This is a genomic window from Pseudobacillus badius (assembly GCF_002189605.1).
Taxonomy (GTDB): domain Bacteria; phylum Bacillota; class Bacilli; order Bacillales; family Domibacillaceae; genus Pseudobacillus; species Pseudobacillus badius.
Window position 1 is genome coordinate 49,121 of sequence record NZ_MWMM01000010.1, and the last position, 15,433, is coordinate 64,553.

A 15,433-nucleotide genomic window follows, 5' to 3' on the forward strand; every position below is an offset into this window, starting at 1 on the left:
CTAATCAGTATAATTAAAACGCTTTCATAAAACAATATTTATTTTCTAAATATTTAATAAAAATGGCCTAATCGTTCAAAAACGATTAGACCTCCCCTCTGTTTATGCTTCTATCTCATGAAAATATTTCATTAATACTTCTTCTACGCTCTGAAGATGATCCAGCATCAAACGCCGCGCTTCCGCTTCATCCCTATTCGCTATAGCTTCGTAAATGCTGGAGTGCTCCTGAGTCAGACGCTCGAGCGTGGATTTCTTAGAATAAAGCCACAGCCGGCGCGTTTCTCTCATTGTAGTGACCATCATTTCGGACACATTGTTCATCAAACTGATTAGCAAGTCGTTTTGAGACGCTTTAGCGATCGCCATATGAAAGAGAAAATCTGCCTCTTCGCCCAGTTCCTCGTCATTGGCGCCTTTCATCTGGTCTAACGCTTCCTTGATTTCGTCCAGCTGATCGTCCGTCCATCTTGAAGCTGCAGCTTCAACGGCCCCCATTTCCAATATGCGGCGGACTTCCAGAAGGTTTTTTACATCCTCTTTTTTCATTAAGAGCGCTGTATGCACGGGCAAAGACAGCATCTTAGAATCGAAGGCGCGGACGTATGTCCCCTCCCCCTGATGCATTTCGATTAGCCCCATAGCTCTTAATGCACTTAACGCTTCCCGAACTGCTGAACGGCCCACTTGAAAGCTCTCGGCAATCTGCTGAACGGAGTCCAGCTTATCCCCAGGCTTTAACTGGCCGGATTTAATCATGCTCAAAATGGCCTCAGCTACTTCTTCATATATTTTGCGCGGCCTAATTCGTTTGTAATCCACTCACAGTCACCTCAATCTATATATGTACGATGCCACGAAATTGTTGTTAAGCTAACCATAACATACAATACATGAACGTTTGTCAAACTGTTCCAATCTCCATCTTAATTATAGAGCCTATCTGGGGACCGTCAATCCTTTTATCTAAATGGCGAACCTCCTTTCCAGGCTGCCCGATCCCGTACAGACACTGGCCCGCAATCGCTGCCTCACACGCTAAAGAAATACCATTTATTTCAATCCCTATACACAAATCTGCGAGCCAAATAAAAACCACGCGTGCGAACGCGTGGTCCAAACTGCAGACAAACTCAATGAAAATAGGAGTTTGTCTGCAGCCTTTTTTAGTTTGCTCGTGGATAATGGAACGGACATTCACCCACTATATAAGCCGCTTTAGGCATGTTCTATTTGCTTTAGCGCTGACAGTATGTTCCTTTCACCGACCATTTCCAGGACTTTTTTTTCTAAACGAGCCAGTTTTTTTTGGCTGGTGCTCCACGTTGCTTCCTTTACTGCAAAATAAAATTTCACTTTCGGCTCTGTACCGGAAGGACGGATGCATACCCATGAGCCGTCCGCTAATTTGAATTTCAGCACATTCGCTTTTGGCAAATGGATAGGCGTTCTATCTCCTGTAGATAAATAGAGCCGCTGCCCTGACGCATAGTCTTCCATTTCTGTTACCTGCACCTCGTTAAGCCATTTAGGCGGAGCAGAGCGGAGCGTATTGAACAGCGCCAGCATGCTTTCTTCCCCGTCCCGACCCTTTATGGATAAGGAATAGGTGGATTCTTGATAAAATCCGTATGTCTCAAAAAGGACGAGCAATTGATCATATAAGGATTGTCCCTGCTTCTTATAATAAGCAGCCATTTCCGCTGCCAGCAAGGCTGATTGTATGGCATCTTTATCACGAACAAACGCATCGGCTAAATACCCGTAGCTCTCTTCATATCCAAATAAGAATGTTTGCTTGCCCGCTTGCTCTAGCTGCTTAATCCTCTCCCCAATGAACTTAAAGCCCGTCAGCGTATCGATCGTCGTGACGCCATAATGATCAGCTATCGCCCGGCCCAGCTCAGACGTCACAATCGTTTTAATGAGAACGCCATTACTGGACAACGTGCCTTGCTGCTTCTTTTTTTCAAGCAAGTAATGCAACATTAAGGCGCCTGTCTGATTGCCGGTGAGCACCACGTACTCATTTTGATGATTGCGAACGGCTAATCCAAGCCGATCCGCATCCGGGTCCGTTGCTATTAACAAATCTGCGCCTGCTTTTCCTCCATAACGGATGGCCAGCTTAAACGCCTCATGCTCTTCAGGGTTAGGCGACTGGACAGTGGAAAAGTCCGGATCAGCGGCTTCCTGCTCTTTGACGACAGTTACCTTTTCAAACCCAAAGGCTGTTAATCCTCTCTGAATCAGCTTATTTCCTGTACCATGCAAGGGAGTGAAAACAATCGCCAAGTCTTTATTGTTCTGCTGCTGAAGCTGAATCGTCTTTAACACATGAATGTAAGCTTGATTGATTTCTTCTCCTATATAAATGAGCCGTCCCTGCTTCAACAGCTGCTGCGCCTCCTCCGTTTCAATCAGCAATTCATTGCCGCTTCTCTGAATATATTCCGTGAGAATACCAGCTGCTAGCGGAGGAAGCTGGCCGCCGTCTTCTCCGTATAGTTTCAACCCATTATATTCGGGAGGATTGTGGCTGGCAGTGATCATCACCCCAGCATACGCATGCAAATGCCTTACAGCAAAGGACAGCACAGGGGTTGGGCACAGCTCATCAAAGAGATAAACTTGAATGCCGCACTTCCCCAGCGTTTTTGCCGCCTCCAAGGCAAACTGTGAAGACAGGTGACGAGAATCGAAAGCAATCACTACCCCGCGTTTCATTGCTTTTCTTCCCTGATCCTCCATATATCGAGCCAGCCCTTGCGCCGCTCTTCGAACCGTATAAATATTTATGCGATTGGTGCCTGGCCCCATCTCTCCGCGCATGCCGCCCGTTCCAAATTGAAGATCTTTGTAAAAATGATCCTCCAGCAGCTGTTCGTCTTTTTCAATGGCCCGCAGCTGTTCCTTTAAGGTGTCCTCCAACTCCTCAAAGGCTAACCACCTATCAGCCTTGTTTCTCCAGCGCATACTCTTCCTCCTTAACGAATAATGATTCACTGACTGATCTTGCTTGCGATTTCTTGATCCGGCTTCCTTTGGCGCCAACGCTTTGTATTTTTGCAGCCTCCATGTTAAAATAAAAACGTTAAATTGAGTCTGTTCTAAGGGTGGTCATGATGTCGATAGGAGAGCGCATTCGTGAAATGAGAATAAAGAAGGGATTATCGTTGACTGAGCTGGCTAATCGCGCAGGAGTAGCCAAATCATATATTTCTTCAGTTGAACGGCAGCTGCAATTAAATCCCTCCATTCAATTTCTTAATAAAATATCTGCTGTATTAGGCGTCAGTGTTCAACAATTAATTGGCGAAGAAAATGCCCAGACGGAAAAGCTGGACACCGAATGGCTTGAGCTCGCCAAAGAAGCCATGGAATCCGGCGTTACCCCAGAACAATTTAAAGAATTTCTTGAATTTCATAAATGGCAGAAGTCCAGGGAATAACTTGGCATTCGGCTGCCGCTTTGGACGTATGCCTGTTCCAGCTTCATGTTTGTATCAGCCATAAACAGGAGGGCTTCCATAATTTAATGTCTCTGAATGGACTGATCCCCGCCTATCCTCCTCTTTTCTTCTTGATAAATTTACATTTATACCTCAGCAAAAGCTGCTTTGTATGAGCCAGGTTCCTTATTTTTGCGGGACTGGTCCTCTTAGTATTCATTGCGTGTTCCCTTATCGTGAATATATTGGGAGTCGATGTTGATCTCTGCTTTATTTTTCTCTGTTTGTGATGTAAAAACGATCAGCGGCTGCTGATGCTGAACTCTTTGCTGGTCCCATGCCATGCCTTCAAACCGGTTATATGAGCCATCTGCCTCCAGCAGCCGCTTCGTATTCTCCGTCAGCTGTATTTGCAGCCCTGTAAAGAAATTCCCCGAACATTCATTAGGAATGCTGATAGAACCGATTAAACGAATACCGAGCACACAGTCCTCCAGAGCAACATTGTCAAAACGGTTGGCGTTGACCCAGCTGTAAGTCCCTCCGCCGGGATCTTCCGCCTTTAATTGAATGCCTGTTTCAAAGCCGATAACCGTGATATTAGTAAAGTTGACAAAGCTGATATTGTGCCACGGCCCTTTTGCATAAAGAGAGAGACCGATCCCTTTGTGGCTTCCGCTCTTATTTATAATGGTCATATTCTCCAGACGGGTTTTATTTGCTGCGTCGAAGCGGTCGGTTCCCTCTAAAGCGATCACCTCGGATTGAAACGAAGGGTCCGTAATTTGAATCGTTCCGTTTATAACGGCCGCATCTTTTTCTACCTTCATCACCTGGGCATTCCCTCTAACGGCTAAAACAGCCTGTTGCCCAAATTCAAGTTTGACTCCTTCTTTTACTGTAAAACCAGATTGAACCCTGTATGTTTTGCTCGCCTGCAGCGTTACTTTTTCTTTCTTATGCGCAGCGCAAAAGTCAATCGCCCGTTGTATGGCCTTGGCATCATCTCTGTCTGCTCCTTGAGTATCATCTAAAAAATCCTCTACCGCTACCTCGCCTGTTTGTGACAGCTCGGCCGGCCGCTCGGAAAAACCTTTTGTTTGAAAGGCCATATATGAAATAAAAGCGCCGATGAACAAAGCGAGAAGCAGTCCGCTTATATAGCACTTTGGCTTCCTGCTTTGCATTAGCTCACAACTTTATTGCAGGCTTGAACCACATCATTCCAATTTGTGTAGATGCGGTGAATATCTTCTTCTACAAGTTTTGTGCCGGACTGCACTTCGATTATTTCTAACTCAGATACGGCTTTAATTCCGTGTTCTGCCCCTGTCGGAATATGAAGAATATCTCCTGCTTTGACGGAGTATATACAGCCGTTCAAAGCAAACTCGCCTTCTCCCTTAATAATTGTCCAAGCTTCGCTGCGGCATCCATGTGTTTGGTAGCTCAAATTTTTTGTGGCTTTTATGCCAATCCGTTTCGTCAGCACTTCCGTTCCATCTCCCAATTTTGTATAATCGAGCACTCGATACCAGCCCCAGCGCCGCTCTTCATACATCGGCCGCCGCTCGATCCCTTCCATCATCGTTTTTATTCGCGGGCTTGCTTTTTTGTCTGCGACAAGAATACCGTCCGGACTTGCTGCTATAATCAAATCGTTCGCTCCGATCACAGTCACTGGAATGCCCAATTCATTCACGAGGTGAGTATTGCTGGAATCGCTGCTGACGAGACCGTCTCCAATTTGTGCTGCTCCCATTTCTTCTGTCAATGTGTTCCACGTGCCGAGGTCTTTCCAGCTTCCGCTGTATGGAATCGCCACGATCTTTTCCGCTTTTTCTACCACTTCATAATCAAAAGAATGGCTTGGCAGGCGGGAATAGTGCTTCTGCAGTTCCTCATAATGAATGGGCAGTCCTCTGCTTTCAAGCAAGGACAGGATGTACTCCAGCTTAAAGGCAAACACACCTGCATTCCATAGAGCACCTTCCTTTATTAAACAAGCAGCCTCCGATTCGGATGGCTTTTCTTTAAAGCGGCCGGCCGTTAGATAATCCTGTTGGCTGTTTTCAGCAGCTGGAACGATGTACCCGTATTTAGACGACGGGATGGTCGGCTCTATGCCGATCAACGCTAATTCCGCCTGTGAAGCAATCAATGCGCCTTCCAGGTCTCTGACTCTTTGGAAAAAACGGTCTTCCACAAAGGGATCGACTGGAAGGATGCCGATCACCTCCTGCAAGCCGACTCCTTTGATGCAGTATAAATAAACCGCCGCAAGAGCAATCGCTGCAAAAGTATCTCTTCTCTCAGGCTCGATAATCAGGGGCGCAGGCCAGCCAATTTGGCTTTGAATCATGTCTACTTGAGCTGTGCTTGCAGCGATGGTTGTTGACTGCTGCAAGCCAGCACGGTCAAGCTGCTTCCATACCCGCTGAAGCATAGACTCCATCTCCCCATGCTCATTAGCTAGCACTTTTAAGAACTGTTTGGATCTGGCATCATTGGATAAGGGCCAGAGACGTTTTCCCGATCCGCCGGATAATAAGATAAGCTCCATTATTTGCAGGCCTCCACTTCTTTATTTTTCAACTGATAAACGCTATCTGCGTAGGCAGCTATTAGCTGATTGGCTACTTTTTCTTCTGAAAAGCGCGCCGCCACAAACTGTCTCGCCCCTCCGCCCAAAGCTTCTCTTAAATGCTGATCTGCTAACAGCTTTTCAGTTTGTGCGATAAACTCCTGGTCCTGTTCACAGATCATCGCTTCTTCTTGATCGGCAAAGCCGATGCCCAGATTGGTTATGCGGCTCATCACAATCGGGCAGCCGAGCGCCGCAGCTTCCAGTATTTTATTTTGCTGGCCAGCTCCAAACCGCAGCGGGCAAACATAAACCGCAGCTCTCCATTGCCACTCTCTAATGTCTTCTACAAATCCAGTCACCGTCACGCCGCTTATGTTGCTAAGCCTCTTTACAGCTGATGACGGATTCGTCCCAACGATCCAGCATTCTAAATCCGGCAACTTCTTTTTTAGAGGCTGGTAAATATCTTTCACCAGCCTTACAGCGGCATCCACATTAGGTGCATAGCTCATAGTGCCAGTGAACACCAGCGCTGTCTTTTTGCTTTTTATCAGCGGATTCAAATGGAAATAAGACAAATCAATATAATTTGGCACGACATCCGCTTGGCTGGCTCTTCCGAAATGAAGAAACTCTTTATCAGCAGGGGATGTAATAATCGCCTTGGCCTCTTGGTTTTTCAAAAAAGCCTCATACTTTTTCATTCTGACGAGCTCTCCCTTAACGGCAAGCTTTTCAATCGGGTTTTTCACCCGCTTGTATCGCCTTTCCAAGTGAAGGCTGATCGCATCAATATAATCAATGACGACCGTTGAACGCGGCGGTTGAACCGTTGTAAAGTTATGAACCAGCTTTGACTGAATATGGATCACATCGTAATCAGTGCAGCTGAGAAGCTGCTGCAGCAAGGATGTTAAAGCCGGAAAAGAATGCAAAGATACACTTAACGGGTAGCCCTTTAAGAAAAAACTTTTCAGGAGCGGCAAATAGCCATCGTTTCCTTTCAACCGATATTGCTCTTCCATGTCTCCCTTTGCAGACGAAAGCGAATAGCAATAAGCTTCATTCTTTTCTTGGAACAAGCAGTGAACACGGTGTCCCCTTTTCAACAAGCTGACCATTTGCTGAAAAGCTCTCACTTGATCCCCTTTTCCTGGAATTTTCGGTCTTCTGTGAGTGATGAATAGAATATCCATGCAAATCCCCCTTATTGGCCGGCAGCCTCATCTTGTCTCAGCAGCTGCAATAGCTGTTGTTCTTTTTGATGATTGTTCTTTTGTATTCCGTTCGCCTGTTTTCTTTGAAGCATGACCAGGACGGTTTGCAGCAAAATTTTTATATCCGCTGTAAATGAGTAATGGCGAATGTACATCAAATCAAATCGCCATTTATCCTCTGCACTCGTTGAATACTTGGCCATGACTTGTGCAAGACCTGTTACTCCCGGCTTGACAGCCATCCGATAAGAATAGTCAGGCAACTGCTGCTGAAACTGATCAATGAAAAATTTCCTTTCAGGCCTTGGCCCGACCAAGCTCATGTCTCCTTTTATAACGTTGTACAATTGCGGCAATTCATCTAAGCGTGTGGCCCGGATCCAGCGGCCAAGAAAAGTGATGCGCGGATCAAACTCTGTGGCCATGACCGGTCCTGTCTGCTGTTCAGCATGCTGCACCATGCTTCGGAACTTATAAATTTGATACGGCTTCCCCTCTCTCCCGATCCGCTCTTGTTTAAAGAGAGCAGGCCCTTTGGAAGTGAGCGGTATAAACACCATAAGACCAATAATAAAAGGGCTGGCCGCAGCGGCAATCACGAGGGATGCGACTAAATCAAACAATCTTTTCACTGCGCGCTGGCATCGGCTCATTTTAAAAGGAGGAATCGACAGCACCAACGTATCATCCACTTGCTGATGGACGGATCGGCCAATAGTTATTTCAAACAACTGAGGCACGACCAGCATCTCTTTTTCAAGCTTTATGCATAAGCGAACAATCTCCCTTTTTTGCTGTTCATTGATGGATGGACTAATAAGTACAGCGTCCGTTGCCTGCAAACCCTCCTTTAGCTGGCGCTCATCTTTCCAAGGCAGCCATCCGCCAATGGCAAACCACCTGCCAGAGCAGGAAAGAAGCTTATCTGCCAAAGCCAAGCTGCTCGATTCATCTTCTGCAATAATCAATACCTTTTTCCTGCCATAAAGGAGCCTCAGCCCTTGCCACATCACAAAGCGGCTGGAGAGCAGTAAAATCATGTGGCCGATAAAGGCGACGATAATGAGCGGCAATGAAAAAAACGTGACAGAGAAAAAACTAACCGCGGCACTTATACAAACAGCGGCTGCCCCAAGTGAAACAACGATCGTACCGGCTAGCTGCTGAAAACTCCTTCTTTGCCAGCTGGTGTACAAGCCGAATAGATACAAAACGACGCACACTGCCGCTGAAACCCCTAACTCTATGTAAGTGGCATAGGAGGGAAGGCTCTCTCCATTCAGCAGCCAATAAGCTGTTACATACCCTAGATGAATGCAAACCATATCTACTAAGAAAAGGAATAATTGACCCGCACGTTGCTCGCTATTCCTACTCATTTTCCATCCTCTCCTCACTGTTTGTTCTTAATAAAGAACAAACGCGCAATAAATCTCCCGCTAATGTGTGTCCAAGTATTCATTCATAGTGAGATGGACCATCTTTTCTAAAGAAAAGCTTTTGGTCACCCGATCATAGGCACAATCTGCCACTTTATGTCTCCATCGTTCATTTTCCTTCCAGGCCAAAATTTGCCGGCAAAAACGTTCAGCTGAATAGTCCGGTATCAAGCAGCCAACCTCATCGCTGATAATGGCCTCTTTAATTCCGCCGGTATCTATTGAAATAACAGGGGTGCCAACAGCCATCGCCTCCAGAATGACCATTGGAAATACTTCCCGGTGAGAGGTCAGAAGAAGAATATCCATCTCTTGAATAAAACGTTCAGGAGCGGCTACCGCCCCTATCATTTCAACACAATGAGTAAGCTGCAGCGCTTCAATCTGCTGGCGAATTTTTTGATATTGCGGTCCGTCTCCGCCGATATAAAACCGGAGGCCGCTCTCGGCTTTTAACTGCTTAGCAATCTCCAGAAATAATTCGTGATTCTTCTCCGGAGACAACCTCGCTAGAATACCGACCTTGCAGACGCCCTCGCTTTCCTTTTGGCGATAGGCAAATTGTTTTAAATCAACGCCGTTGTAAATGGTGGTTACTTTATCAGGGTGAACACCGAGCCGGATGAGATTTTTTTCTTCATAGCCGCTCACTGTGATTACCTTCATGACAGAGCTGTTTAACAGCCGCACAAAAGCCGGGCGCAGCTTTTTTTCCATCATCGTCACATTATGCTTCGTATAAATAATTTTCAGTTGCTTACGGATCAATTTCTGGACCCAGGCAGCATACAACACCATTCTTAAGCTGTTTGCATGAATCACGTCAATATCATGTTCCATCACCTTCCGTTTGATCATCGAAAGGTTAGCCGCATGATTCCTGCGGGACATCGGCATAAACCGGTTCTTGTGATAAATATTTTTATAAAGCTCCCCGCCGCTGGCTGCTGTGTAAAAAACAAGCTCAGGATGATTTAATTCATTTTCTAATTTGCAAAAATAATGCTCGGCTCCGCCTGTCGTCAGTTTATCCGTCATTAATAATATATTCATTGTGCAGGCACCCCTTTGGTGACTAATGGATGGTTCGCCAGCTTTTCTTTGCCGGAAAGCCGGCTCGTTTTTTCTTTCTGCAAGATAACCGATACGATCGCTAAATAGAGGAGAAACAATTCATTAATGATGAGCGATAAAGACAGCATCTGCAGCAAGAAAGCCATAAACGTTAAAAGCAAATAAAGATGCTTCTTGGCCAGGCACCGGCTCAAGAGCTGCTTGAAAACCAGCAAAAGGAACGCGGCATATAAGGAGAAGCCCAGAAAGCCGGATTCTGATAAAATTTGCAGCAGCGTATTATGGGTGTATAAGCTTTTTCCATAATAAGCCGTGTTATATTCGATAAAGTTATCTGCGCCTATGCCCATCACTGGATGATCAAGAAAATACTCCCACGCACGCCCCCACAGCTCAAAGCGTCCGCTCCCGCCATCACTTGAAAAATCCTCCATTCTGCTCTCAAGCAGCTTCCCAATAGGGATCTTCATGGCTGCTGCAGCCAGATAGCTGATGACTGACAAAGTAACTCCCATCGCGAGCAGTAGCCGCCAGCTTTTCACGGAATGGCTGATTGCCATATAGAGCAAGATCATAAGAAGCATAGCCAGTATGCCGCCTCTTGAAAAAGTTAAGATCGTCGTTAACAGACACAGGGCAAAGCCAGCTTTATGGCTCCAGCTTTTCATGTGCGTTAAAAAGTAAGCAAAAAAGAGCGTATTGTAAAAGACATATAAATTCGGATCTTCCAATAAACCGATTAGCCGCGGATACCCCCTGTCTAACAGCACGCCGTAGCTGGCAGCCATTTCTTCTCCATGAAACCCAACGCTCTTCAAACCGACGGTATACAGCAGGAGACTCACTGCATTGAACAATAACCCTGCTCTCGCAATCGCCGCTTGTATCGCCTGGATGGAGCAGGTGCTCAAAATGAACTTTACAATCAAATAACAGCCCACCAATAAGATGATTCCTAACATTAGACGCAGGCTGGCCAGGGGGTAAAGCGAGAAAGCCCCGGTAAATCCGTAAAATGCATAAAAGCAAAGCAGGACCAGTTCAAAGGCATACATTTTTTGAAAAGAAAAAGCAGAAAGATGGAACAGCAAAAACACACATAAAAAAATCATATAAGGTTTTAGCGCAAAGCCGATGTACAGGTGATATTTACTTAATAGGAAGAAGCACAGCAGAAATAATAAGGTGCGGCCATGCTCCCTGTGCGTCAGTTCAGTAGAAAGTTTCATCTTTTCCCTCCCGGACTGCTGGCTGTTTGGTCCGATTCATTAGCCGGCCGATGACGTCTGGATCAACTGCTGCCATGATCAACAGACACAGCAGGTGAAGGCTGGCAGCCACTATCGGCGAGCCGGAGAAGAAATGAGCCAGAACAGCGAATAAGAAAAAAAAGCAAACGAGATAAGGAAGCAACCCCTTAACAGCCAGCGTCTTTCTGGACGGGTTGAACAGCCAAAGACCCGCAAGCGATACGATCTCCACAGCAATTCCTGCAAAAGCAGCTCCCTCTACTCCGTACTGGCGGCTAAAGCCAATATAAAAACCGATTCCTCCAATAAGCGCAAGCGCTTGAACAGCCGTTCGGCGGGACTGTAAATCTTTTGTGGTCAACCCATCAGCTAACGCGACATTTACGCTTTGCAGCACCAGCAGAAAAGATAATATTTGCAAAGCACCGGAAGCGAATAGCCATTCTGAACCAAAGAGCGAACGAATGATCATGTCAGGGAGATAATACAGAGGAACGGTCATCGCCATTCCGGCTAATGCCATCAGCTTCAGCTGCAGAATATTCAACCGCAAATGCCCTGCAAGCCCGTGGTTGTGATAGCTTTTGAACAACGCCGGGTAAAAAGCGCCTGCGAGCACCCCCGGCACTTGATACAAAGCTGAAGGGATACGGTAAGCCACCGCAAAAAACCCCACCTGTTTGAATGTCAGCGTTTTTTCCAGTACGATCGGCCCGAGTTGAGGAAGGACAACTATTAGCAAACCGCTAACCGTAAAAGAGAGAAGATTCTTCAGCAGCCCTTTATGAAAGGAACTGCGCAGCCGGATAGCCGTCCGCTTTGCCGCTAAATAGAAGCCGATCCCCCCGGCAAGCAAGTAAGCACTGCCATAAAGCAGGCAAATAAACAGAGGAGACAGAGAAAAAAGCAGGCCAATGAACACCGCCGCAATTAGAAAGACGGCTGAACAAATGCGAATGATCCCCAGATAGTGCATCTCTTCAATTAACTGAAAATAAGTGATGCTGATGCTTTGTAAAGCCAGCCCTGTCACCATGGGAAACATTAAATAATAGATCGTTTCCATTAACTCCGGCTGGCCCTCATAAAGCCATTGAACAAGGCAAAAGCCGCCGATAAAGGTAATGATTAATAACACAAGTCTTACTTTCACAAAGGAAGACATAATAGCCGGCAGATGAGCCCCTGCTTTTGCCCCTTCACGAAGCACAACGACATTGATGCCGGCATCGGTAAGATACCCCATAATCAGCGCATAAGCTAACGCGACACTGAACAGGCCATAGCTGCGGGAATCAAGGTAATTGGCTAAAATCACCAGTGTGATGGCATTTAGCCCGCTCGAAAAAACCGTGCTGTAAAATAAATGAAAGGCATTTTTGCTAATGGAATTCTTCCTTTGACTACTCACCTGCAATCACCCGCACAGCGCTAACTCGTTTGATAAACAGCTCCCACAATCGTGCTGTTTATCCTTTCAAGTGTTTTCTTTACATCCAAAAGATCTTGTTTCGTTGTCTTATTTTCCTGAATCATCAGAATAATGTTCCTGCAAGTAGCAGCAAGAATTTGCGCATCGGCCGTTTCTAAGAAGGAAGGGGCGTGTAAAAGAATGAGATCGTAGCGATCCTGCCATTCCAGCAGCCATTGTTCCATCTCCTCCATATCTTCAAGACAGACAGAAACCGAACCAGCGGGCAGTATATAAAGATTTTCGATAAACCCTTTATAAACCGTTCCCTCTTCGCCCCTCAGCATATTGCTGAGGCCTGCCGGAAGATGAAGGCGAAGCAGCTGATGGAGCATCGGGTGGCGGAAGTCCATGTCAACAAGCAGAACCTTTTTTCCAGCTTCGGCAAAGGAGCTGGCCAGTTTGGCAGAAAAGAATGGCTGCCATTTATTTTCCTTTGGAGAGGTAATCAGCACAATGGGGCGCCGATCGTCCATCATGTGATAAATATTCGTTCGAATCATTCGGATTTGCTCTGTATGGCCCCACCTTTCAGGAGAGCGAAGTCGCTTTATCCACTTGTTTTTCATTCGCATGAGGCTCCCTCCTTTCTTCGGTACGCCCTCGTTGGAAACGCTGCTCCTGCCGGTTAGGGAGAAGCTCCGCTTTGCGATTAAACGTTCCTAAAACGGCTGCTCCAAGCAATTCTTCCGCCACATGCTCCCTTTTGATGGAATCATCCAGCTGCTCACAAATGACAGCGAGGGCTATGCCGAATCCGATCCCCGCCATAAGAGCAATAACCAGGACCGCCCCCATATTGTTCTTTTCATTGATTCCATTATGTTTTTCCAGGATTTTCACTTGATTAAATTTAAGAAGCGCATTCATTTTTTCAATTGAAATCATAGCTGTTGTCTTGGCAATTTTTTTGGCCAGCTTTTGGTCTTGGGCTTTAATCGTGATCGTAATGATCTGGGAATCTTTGTTATTTTCAATGAATAACTTCTCCTTCAAGGAGCTTGCTTTTAAATCAAGCTTTTCTTCTACAGCATCCAAAACAATTGGACTTTTGATAAAATCTACTGAAGAAGCCAGCATCTGTGGAATTTTTTGCGTTTCTTCATAGGAGGCTTCCATATTGGTGTGTTGCAAGTTGCCTATCAATAAATATTCGCTGGCTTCATACATCGGTTTCATAATATACAAGTTGGCAACAGCCGTAATGATGACCGCCAACATGGCTGTCATGCTCACTAAAAGGGCCCGTTTCCTCATTAATTGCAAGAAATCTTTTATGGTCATATCTCTTTGCATAACGGCCTCCCCTAGACAACCGCTTTTTGTTGATAGTAGTGAATCGTTGCTCTCAGCCCCTCTGCAAGCGAATAAGCCGGAACCCAATCCAGGAGCTCTTTTGCTTTGGCATTGGACAAACAGCTATGTCTGATGTCCCCTCGCCGCTCATGGCCAAAAGCAGGTGATACCTCTTCGCTAGTAATCATCCGCAGTTCATTTATAATAGTTAAGAGAGAGGTTTGCTGGCCCGTACTAATATTGATGGTTTCATTTTCTCCCCTCGTTAATGCTGCTACATTCGCTTTCGCCACATCCTTAACAAACACAAAATCTCTTGTTTGTGCCCCGTCTCCAAAAATGTGAAGCGGCTGGCTGGACAATAGCTGCTCAATGAAAATAGCGATGACACCGGCTTCCCCGTAAGCGTCCTGCCTCATTCCGTATACGTTGGCATAACGCAAAATGGTGTATGTGAGTCCATGATATTCAGCAAACATCTTAATATAGGATTCTGCAATTTTTTTGGATAGCCCATAAAAAGAGGTAGGGTTCATGCCATGCTGCTCATCAATAGGCAAATATTGAGGGTCTCCATATAAAGCAGCCGTAGAAGCAAACACCAGCTTTTTCACGTGATGCTTGACACAAGATTCAAGCACATTAATCGTTGCTAAGATGTTTTCTTCACAATCATGAAAAGGCTGTTGGATCGACTTAGATACAGACACTTGCGCAGCCAGGTGAATCACATAATCTGGCCGGAACTCATCAAACACTTCACCCAGGTCTTTTTGTCTAATATCCTTTTGGTAGAAGCTGGCTTCCAATGGCACCTGGCTTTTCTTTCCCGACGAAAGATTATCCACTACAGCTACTTGATGATTTTGCAAAAGCAATTCCTCTGTAATATGCGAACCGATAAACCCAGCTCCCCCTGTAATTAATACGCGCATTTTTTCCTCCTCCTAAATCAAACCTGTTTATACGTACGTGTGAAGGTTCTATTTGCTTGTATATCGTTCTTTAAAAAGAACAATTTAGAGAGATTATACCATGCATCCCCCGTATTAATAATAGGTCTTTCGTCTCTTTTTGTTCTTTATAAAGAATAATATATTTTATTTGTGCCTTAAAACGAACAAAGTGCGTTATAATGAACAAAATACGCAAAAGGAGCCTGGTGCTATGGTGGGACAGCGCATTAAACAATTACGCGAACAAAAAGGTTATTCTCTGACAAGATTGGCCAAAGAAGCTTCGATCTCTAAATCCTATCTATCAACTTTAGAAAGAAAAGCTGGCAGTAATCCCTCGCTGCGCACGCTTTCTAAAATCGCACTTGCTCTCGGAGTCCCTATAGATGCTTTGATTCATCCGCTGTCATTTGAACCCAACTCCTTCAATACAGATGAGTACAGCAAGTAATTCCGGAAAAGAAGACGTTACTTGGTTCCGCTCTCAATCATAAGCAGGCTCAATCTTTCATACGGAGCAGCACACCCTTTAATTAAGAAACGATGAAGCCTGCCGCTGTTCTCTGTTTGTTTCAAGCAAAAAGCCCGTAGGTTCATCCGCTTAGGCGAAAATAAGGACTTATCTTCCAATTGTTTGTATAATAGTAAAAGAGTAAACTTTTTATTCTGAAAATACTCTTATGAGGAAAGG

The 15,433-nt window shown here is 45.5% G+C and carries 14 protein-coding genes; 2 read left to right on the forward strand and 12 right to left on the reverse strand.

Translation table 11 applies throughout. From position 1 onward, the window contains the following. Positions 1 to 102 precede the first annotated feature (102 nt). Entirely contained in the window at positions 103 to 822 is a 720-nt protein-coding gene (locus B1A98_RS14790; RefSeq protein ID WP_041098445.1) for a FadR/GntR family transcriptional regulator, read from the reverse strand. A 396-nt stretch (positions 823 to 1,218) separates the two neighbouring features. Then, entirely contained in the window at positions 1,219 to 2,976 is a 1,758-nt protein-coding gene (locus B1A98_RS14800; protein ID WP_041114245.1) for a phospho-sugar mutase, read from the reverse strand. Between the two features lie 149 nt (positions 2,977 to 3,125). Between B1A98_RS14800 and B1A98_RS14805 the strand changes: the two genes are divergently transcribed. Further along, entirely contained in the window at positions 3,126 to 3,452 is a 327-nt protein-coding gene (locus tag B1A98_RS14805; protein WP_041114246.1) for a helix-turn-helix domain-containing protein, read from the forward strand. A 209-nt stretch (positions 3,453 to 3,661) separates the two neighbouring features. On the opposite strand, the gene B1A98_RS14810 is transcribed toward B1A98_RS14805, so the two are convergent. The 10 genes from B1A98_RS14810 to B1A98_RS14855 are packed head-to-tail and all read right to left on the reverse strand — an operon-like array spanning position 3,662 to position 14,721. Continuing rightward, a complete protein-coding gene (locus tag B1A98_RS14810; RefSeq protein WP_052477372.1) occupies positions 3,662 to 4,639 on the reverse strand; it encodes a hypothetical protein in 978 nt (325 codons plus the stop codon). Beyond that, positions 4,639 to 6,015 (reverse strand): sugar phosphate nucleotidyltransferase, encoded by a 1,377-nt coding sequence (locus B1A98_RS14815; protein ID WP_041114247.1) that lies wholly within the window; start codon positions 6,013 to 6,015, stop codon positions 4,639 to 4,641. Before B1A98_RS14815 ends, B1A98_RS14810 begins: the two co-directional genes overlap by 1 nt. After that, positions 6,015 to 7,235 (reverse strand): glycosyltransferase family 4 protein, encoded by a 1,221-nt coding sequence (locus tag B1A98_RS14820; RefSeq protein WP_063383978.1) that lies wholly within the window; start codon positions 7,233 to 7,235, stop codon positions 6,015 to 6,017. The genes B1A98_RS14815 and B1A98_RS14820 overlap by 1 nt, the downstream gene beginning before the upstream one ends. An 11-nt stretch (positions 7,236 to 7,246) precedes the next feature. Beyond that, positions 7,247 to 8,635 carry a sugar transferase gene (locus B1A98_RS14825; protein WP_063383979.1) on the reverse strand — a complete coding sequence of 463 codons (1,389 nt, stop codon included), beginning with the start codon at positions 8,633 to 8,635 and terminating at the stop codon, positions 7,247 to 7,249. Between the two features lie 60 nt (positions 8,636 to 8,695). Beyond that, on the reverse strand, positions 8,696 to 9,748 hold the full coding sequence (locus tag B1A98_RS14830) for a glycosyltransferase family 4 protein (protein ID WP_041114249.1): 1,053 nt from the start codon (positions 9,746 to 9,748) through the stop codon (positions 8,696 to 8,698). Then, positions 9,745 to 10,998, reverse strand: a complete 1,254-nt coding sequence (locus B1A98_RS14835) for an O-antigen ligase family protein (protein ID WP_063383980.1) — start codon at positions 10,996 to 10,998, stop codon at positions 9,745 to 9,747. Before B1A98_RS14835 ends, B1A98_RS14830 begins: the two co-directional genes overlap by 4 nt. Further along, complete coding sequence (locus B1A98_RS14840) at positions 10,982 to 12,430, reverse strand: oligosaccharide flippase family protein (protein WP_041098431.1); 1,449 nt, start codon at positions 12,428 to 12,430, stop codon at positions 10,982 to 10,984. Before B1A98_RS14840 ends, B1A98_RS14835 begins: the two co-directional genes overlap by 17 nt. Positions 12,431 to 12,450: 20 nt before the next feature. Further along, a complete protein-coding gene (locus B1A98_RS14845; RefSeq protein ID WP_063383981.1) occupies positions 12,451 to 13,065 on the reverse strand; it encodes a CpsD/CapB family tyrosine-protein kinase in 615 nt (204 codons plus the stop codon). Beyond that, complete coding sequence (locus tag B1A98_RS14850) at positions 13,022 to 13,786, reverse strand: YveK family protein (protein ID WP_041098427.1); 765 nt, start codon at positions 13,784 to 13,786, stop codon at positions 13,022 to 13,024. The genes B1A98_RS14845 and B1A98_RS14850 overlap by 44 nt, the downstream gene beginning before the upstream one ends. Positions 13,787 to 13,797: 11 nt before the next feature. Further along, complete coding sequence (locus B1A98_RS14855; RefSeq protein ID WP_041098425.1) at positions 13,798 to 14,721, reverse strand: NAD-dependent epimerase/dehydratase family protein; 924 nt, start codon at positions 14,719 to 14,721, stop codon at positions 13,798 to 13,800. A 232-nt stretch (positions 14,722 to 14,953) separates the two neighbouring features. Between B1A98_RS14855 and B1A98_RS14860 the strand changes: the two genes are divergently transcribed. Then, entirely contained in the window at positions 14,954 to 15,193 is a 240-nt protein-coding gene (locus B1A98_RS14860) for a helix-turn-helix domain-containing protein (protein ID WP_041098896.1), read from the forward strand. Positions 15,194 to 15,433: the final 240 nt, after the last annotated feature.

Bases quoted from the DNA above. Each gene is read 5' to 3' on its own strand.
- B1A98_RS14800 (WP_041114245.1), bottom strand. From the start codon at position 2,976: ATGCGCTGGAGAAACAAGGCTGATAGGTGGTTAGCCTTTGAGGAGTTG.
- B1A98_RS14805 (WP_041114246.1), top strand. From the start codon at position 3,126: ATGTCGATAGGAGAGCGCATTCGTGAAATGAGAATAAAGAAGGGATTA.
- B1A98_RS14810 (WP_052477372.1), bottom strand. From the start codon at position 4,639: ATGCAAAGCAGGAAGCCAAAGTGCTATATAAGCGGACTGCTTCTCGCT.
- B1A98_RS14815 (WP_041114247.1), bottom strand. From the start codon at position 6,015: ATGGAGCTTATCTTATTATCCGGCGGATCGGGAAAACGTCTCTGGCCC.
- B1A98_RS14820 (WP_063383978.1), bottom strand. From the start codon at position 7,235: ATGGATATTCTATTCATCACTCACAGAAGACCGAAAATTCCAGGAAAA.
- B1A98_RS14825 (WP_063383979.1), bottom strand. From the start codon at position 8,635: ATGAGTAGGAATAGCGAGCAACGTGCGGGTCAATTATTCCTTTTCTTA.
- B1A98_RS14830 (WP_041114249.1), bottom strand. From the start codon at position 9,748: ATGAATATATTATTAATGACGGATAAACTGACGACAGGCGGAGCCGAG.
- B1A98_RS14835 (WP_063383980.1), bottom strand. From the start codon at position 10,998: ATGAAACTTTCTACTGAACTGACGCACAGGGAGCATGGCCGCACCTTA.
- B1A98_RS14845 (WP_063383981.1), bottom strand. From the start codon at position 13,065: ATGCGAATGAAAAACAAGTGGATAAAGCGACTTCGCTCTCCTGAAAGG.
- B1A98_RS14850 (WP_041098427.1), bottom strand. From the start codon at position 13,786: ATGCAAAGAGATATGACCATAAAAGATTTCTTGCAATTAATGAGGAAA.
- B1A98_RS14855 (WP_041098425.1), bottom strand. From the start codon at position 14,721: ATGCGCGTATTAATTACAGGGGGAGCTGGGTTTATCGGTTCGCATATT.
- B1A98_RS14860 (WP_041098896.1), top strand. From the start codon at position 14,954: ATGGTGGGACAGCGCATTAAACAATTACGCGAACAAAAAGGTTATTCT.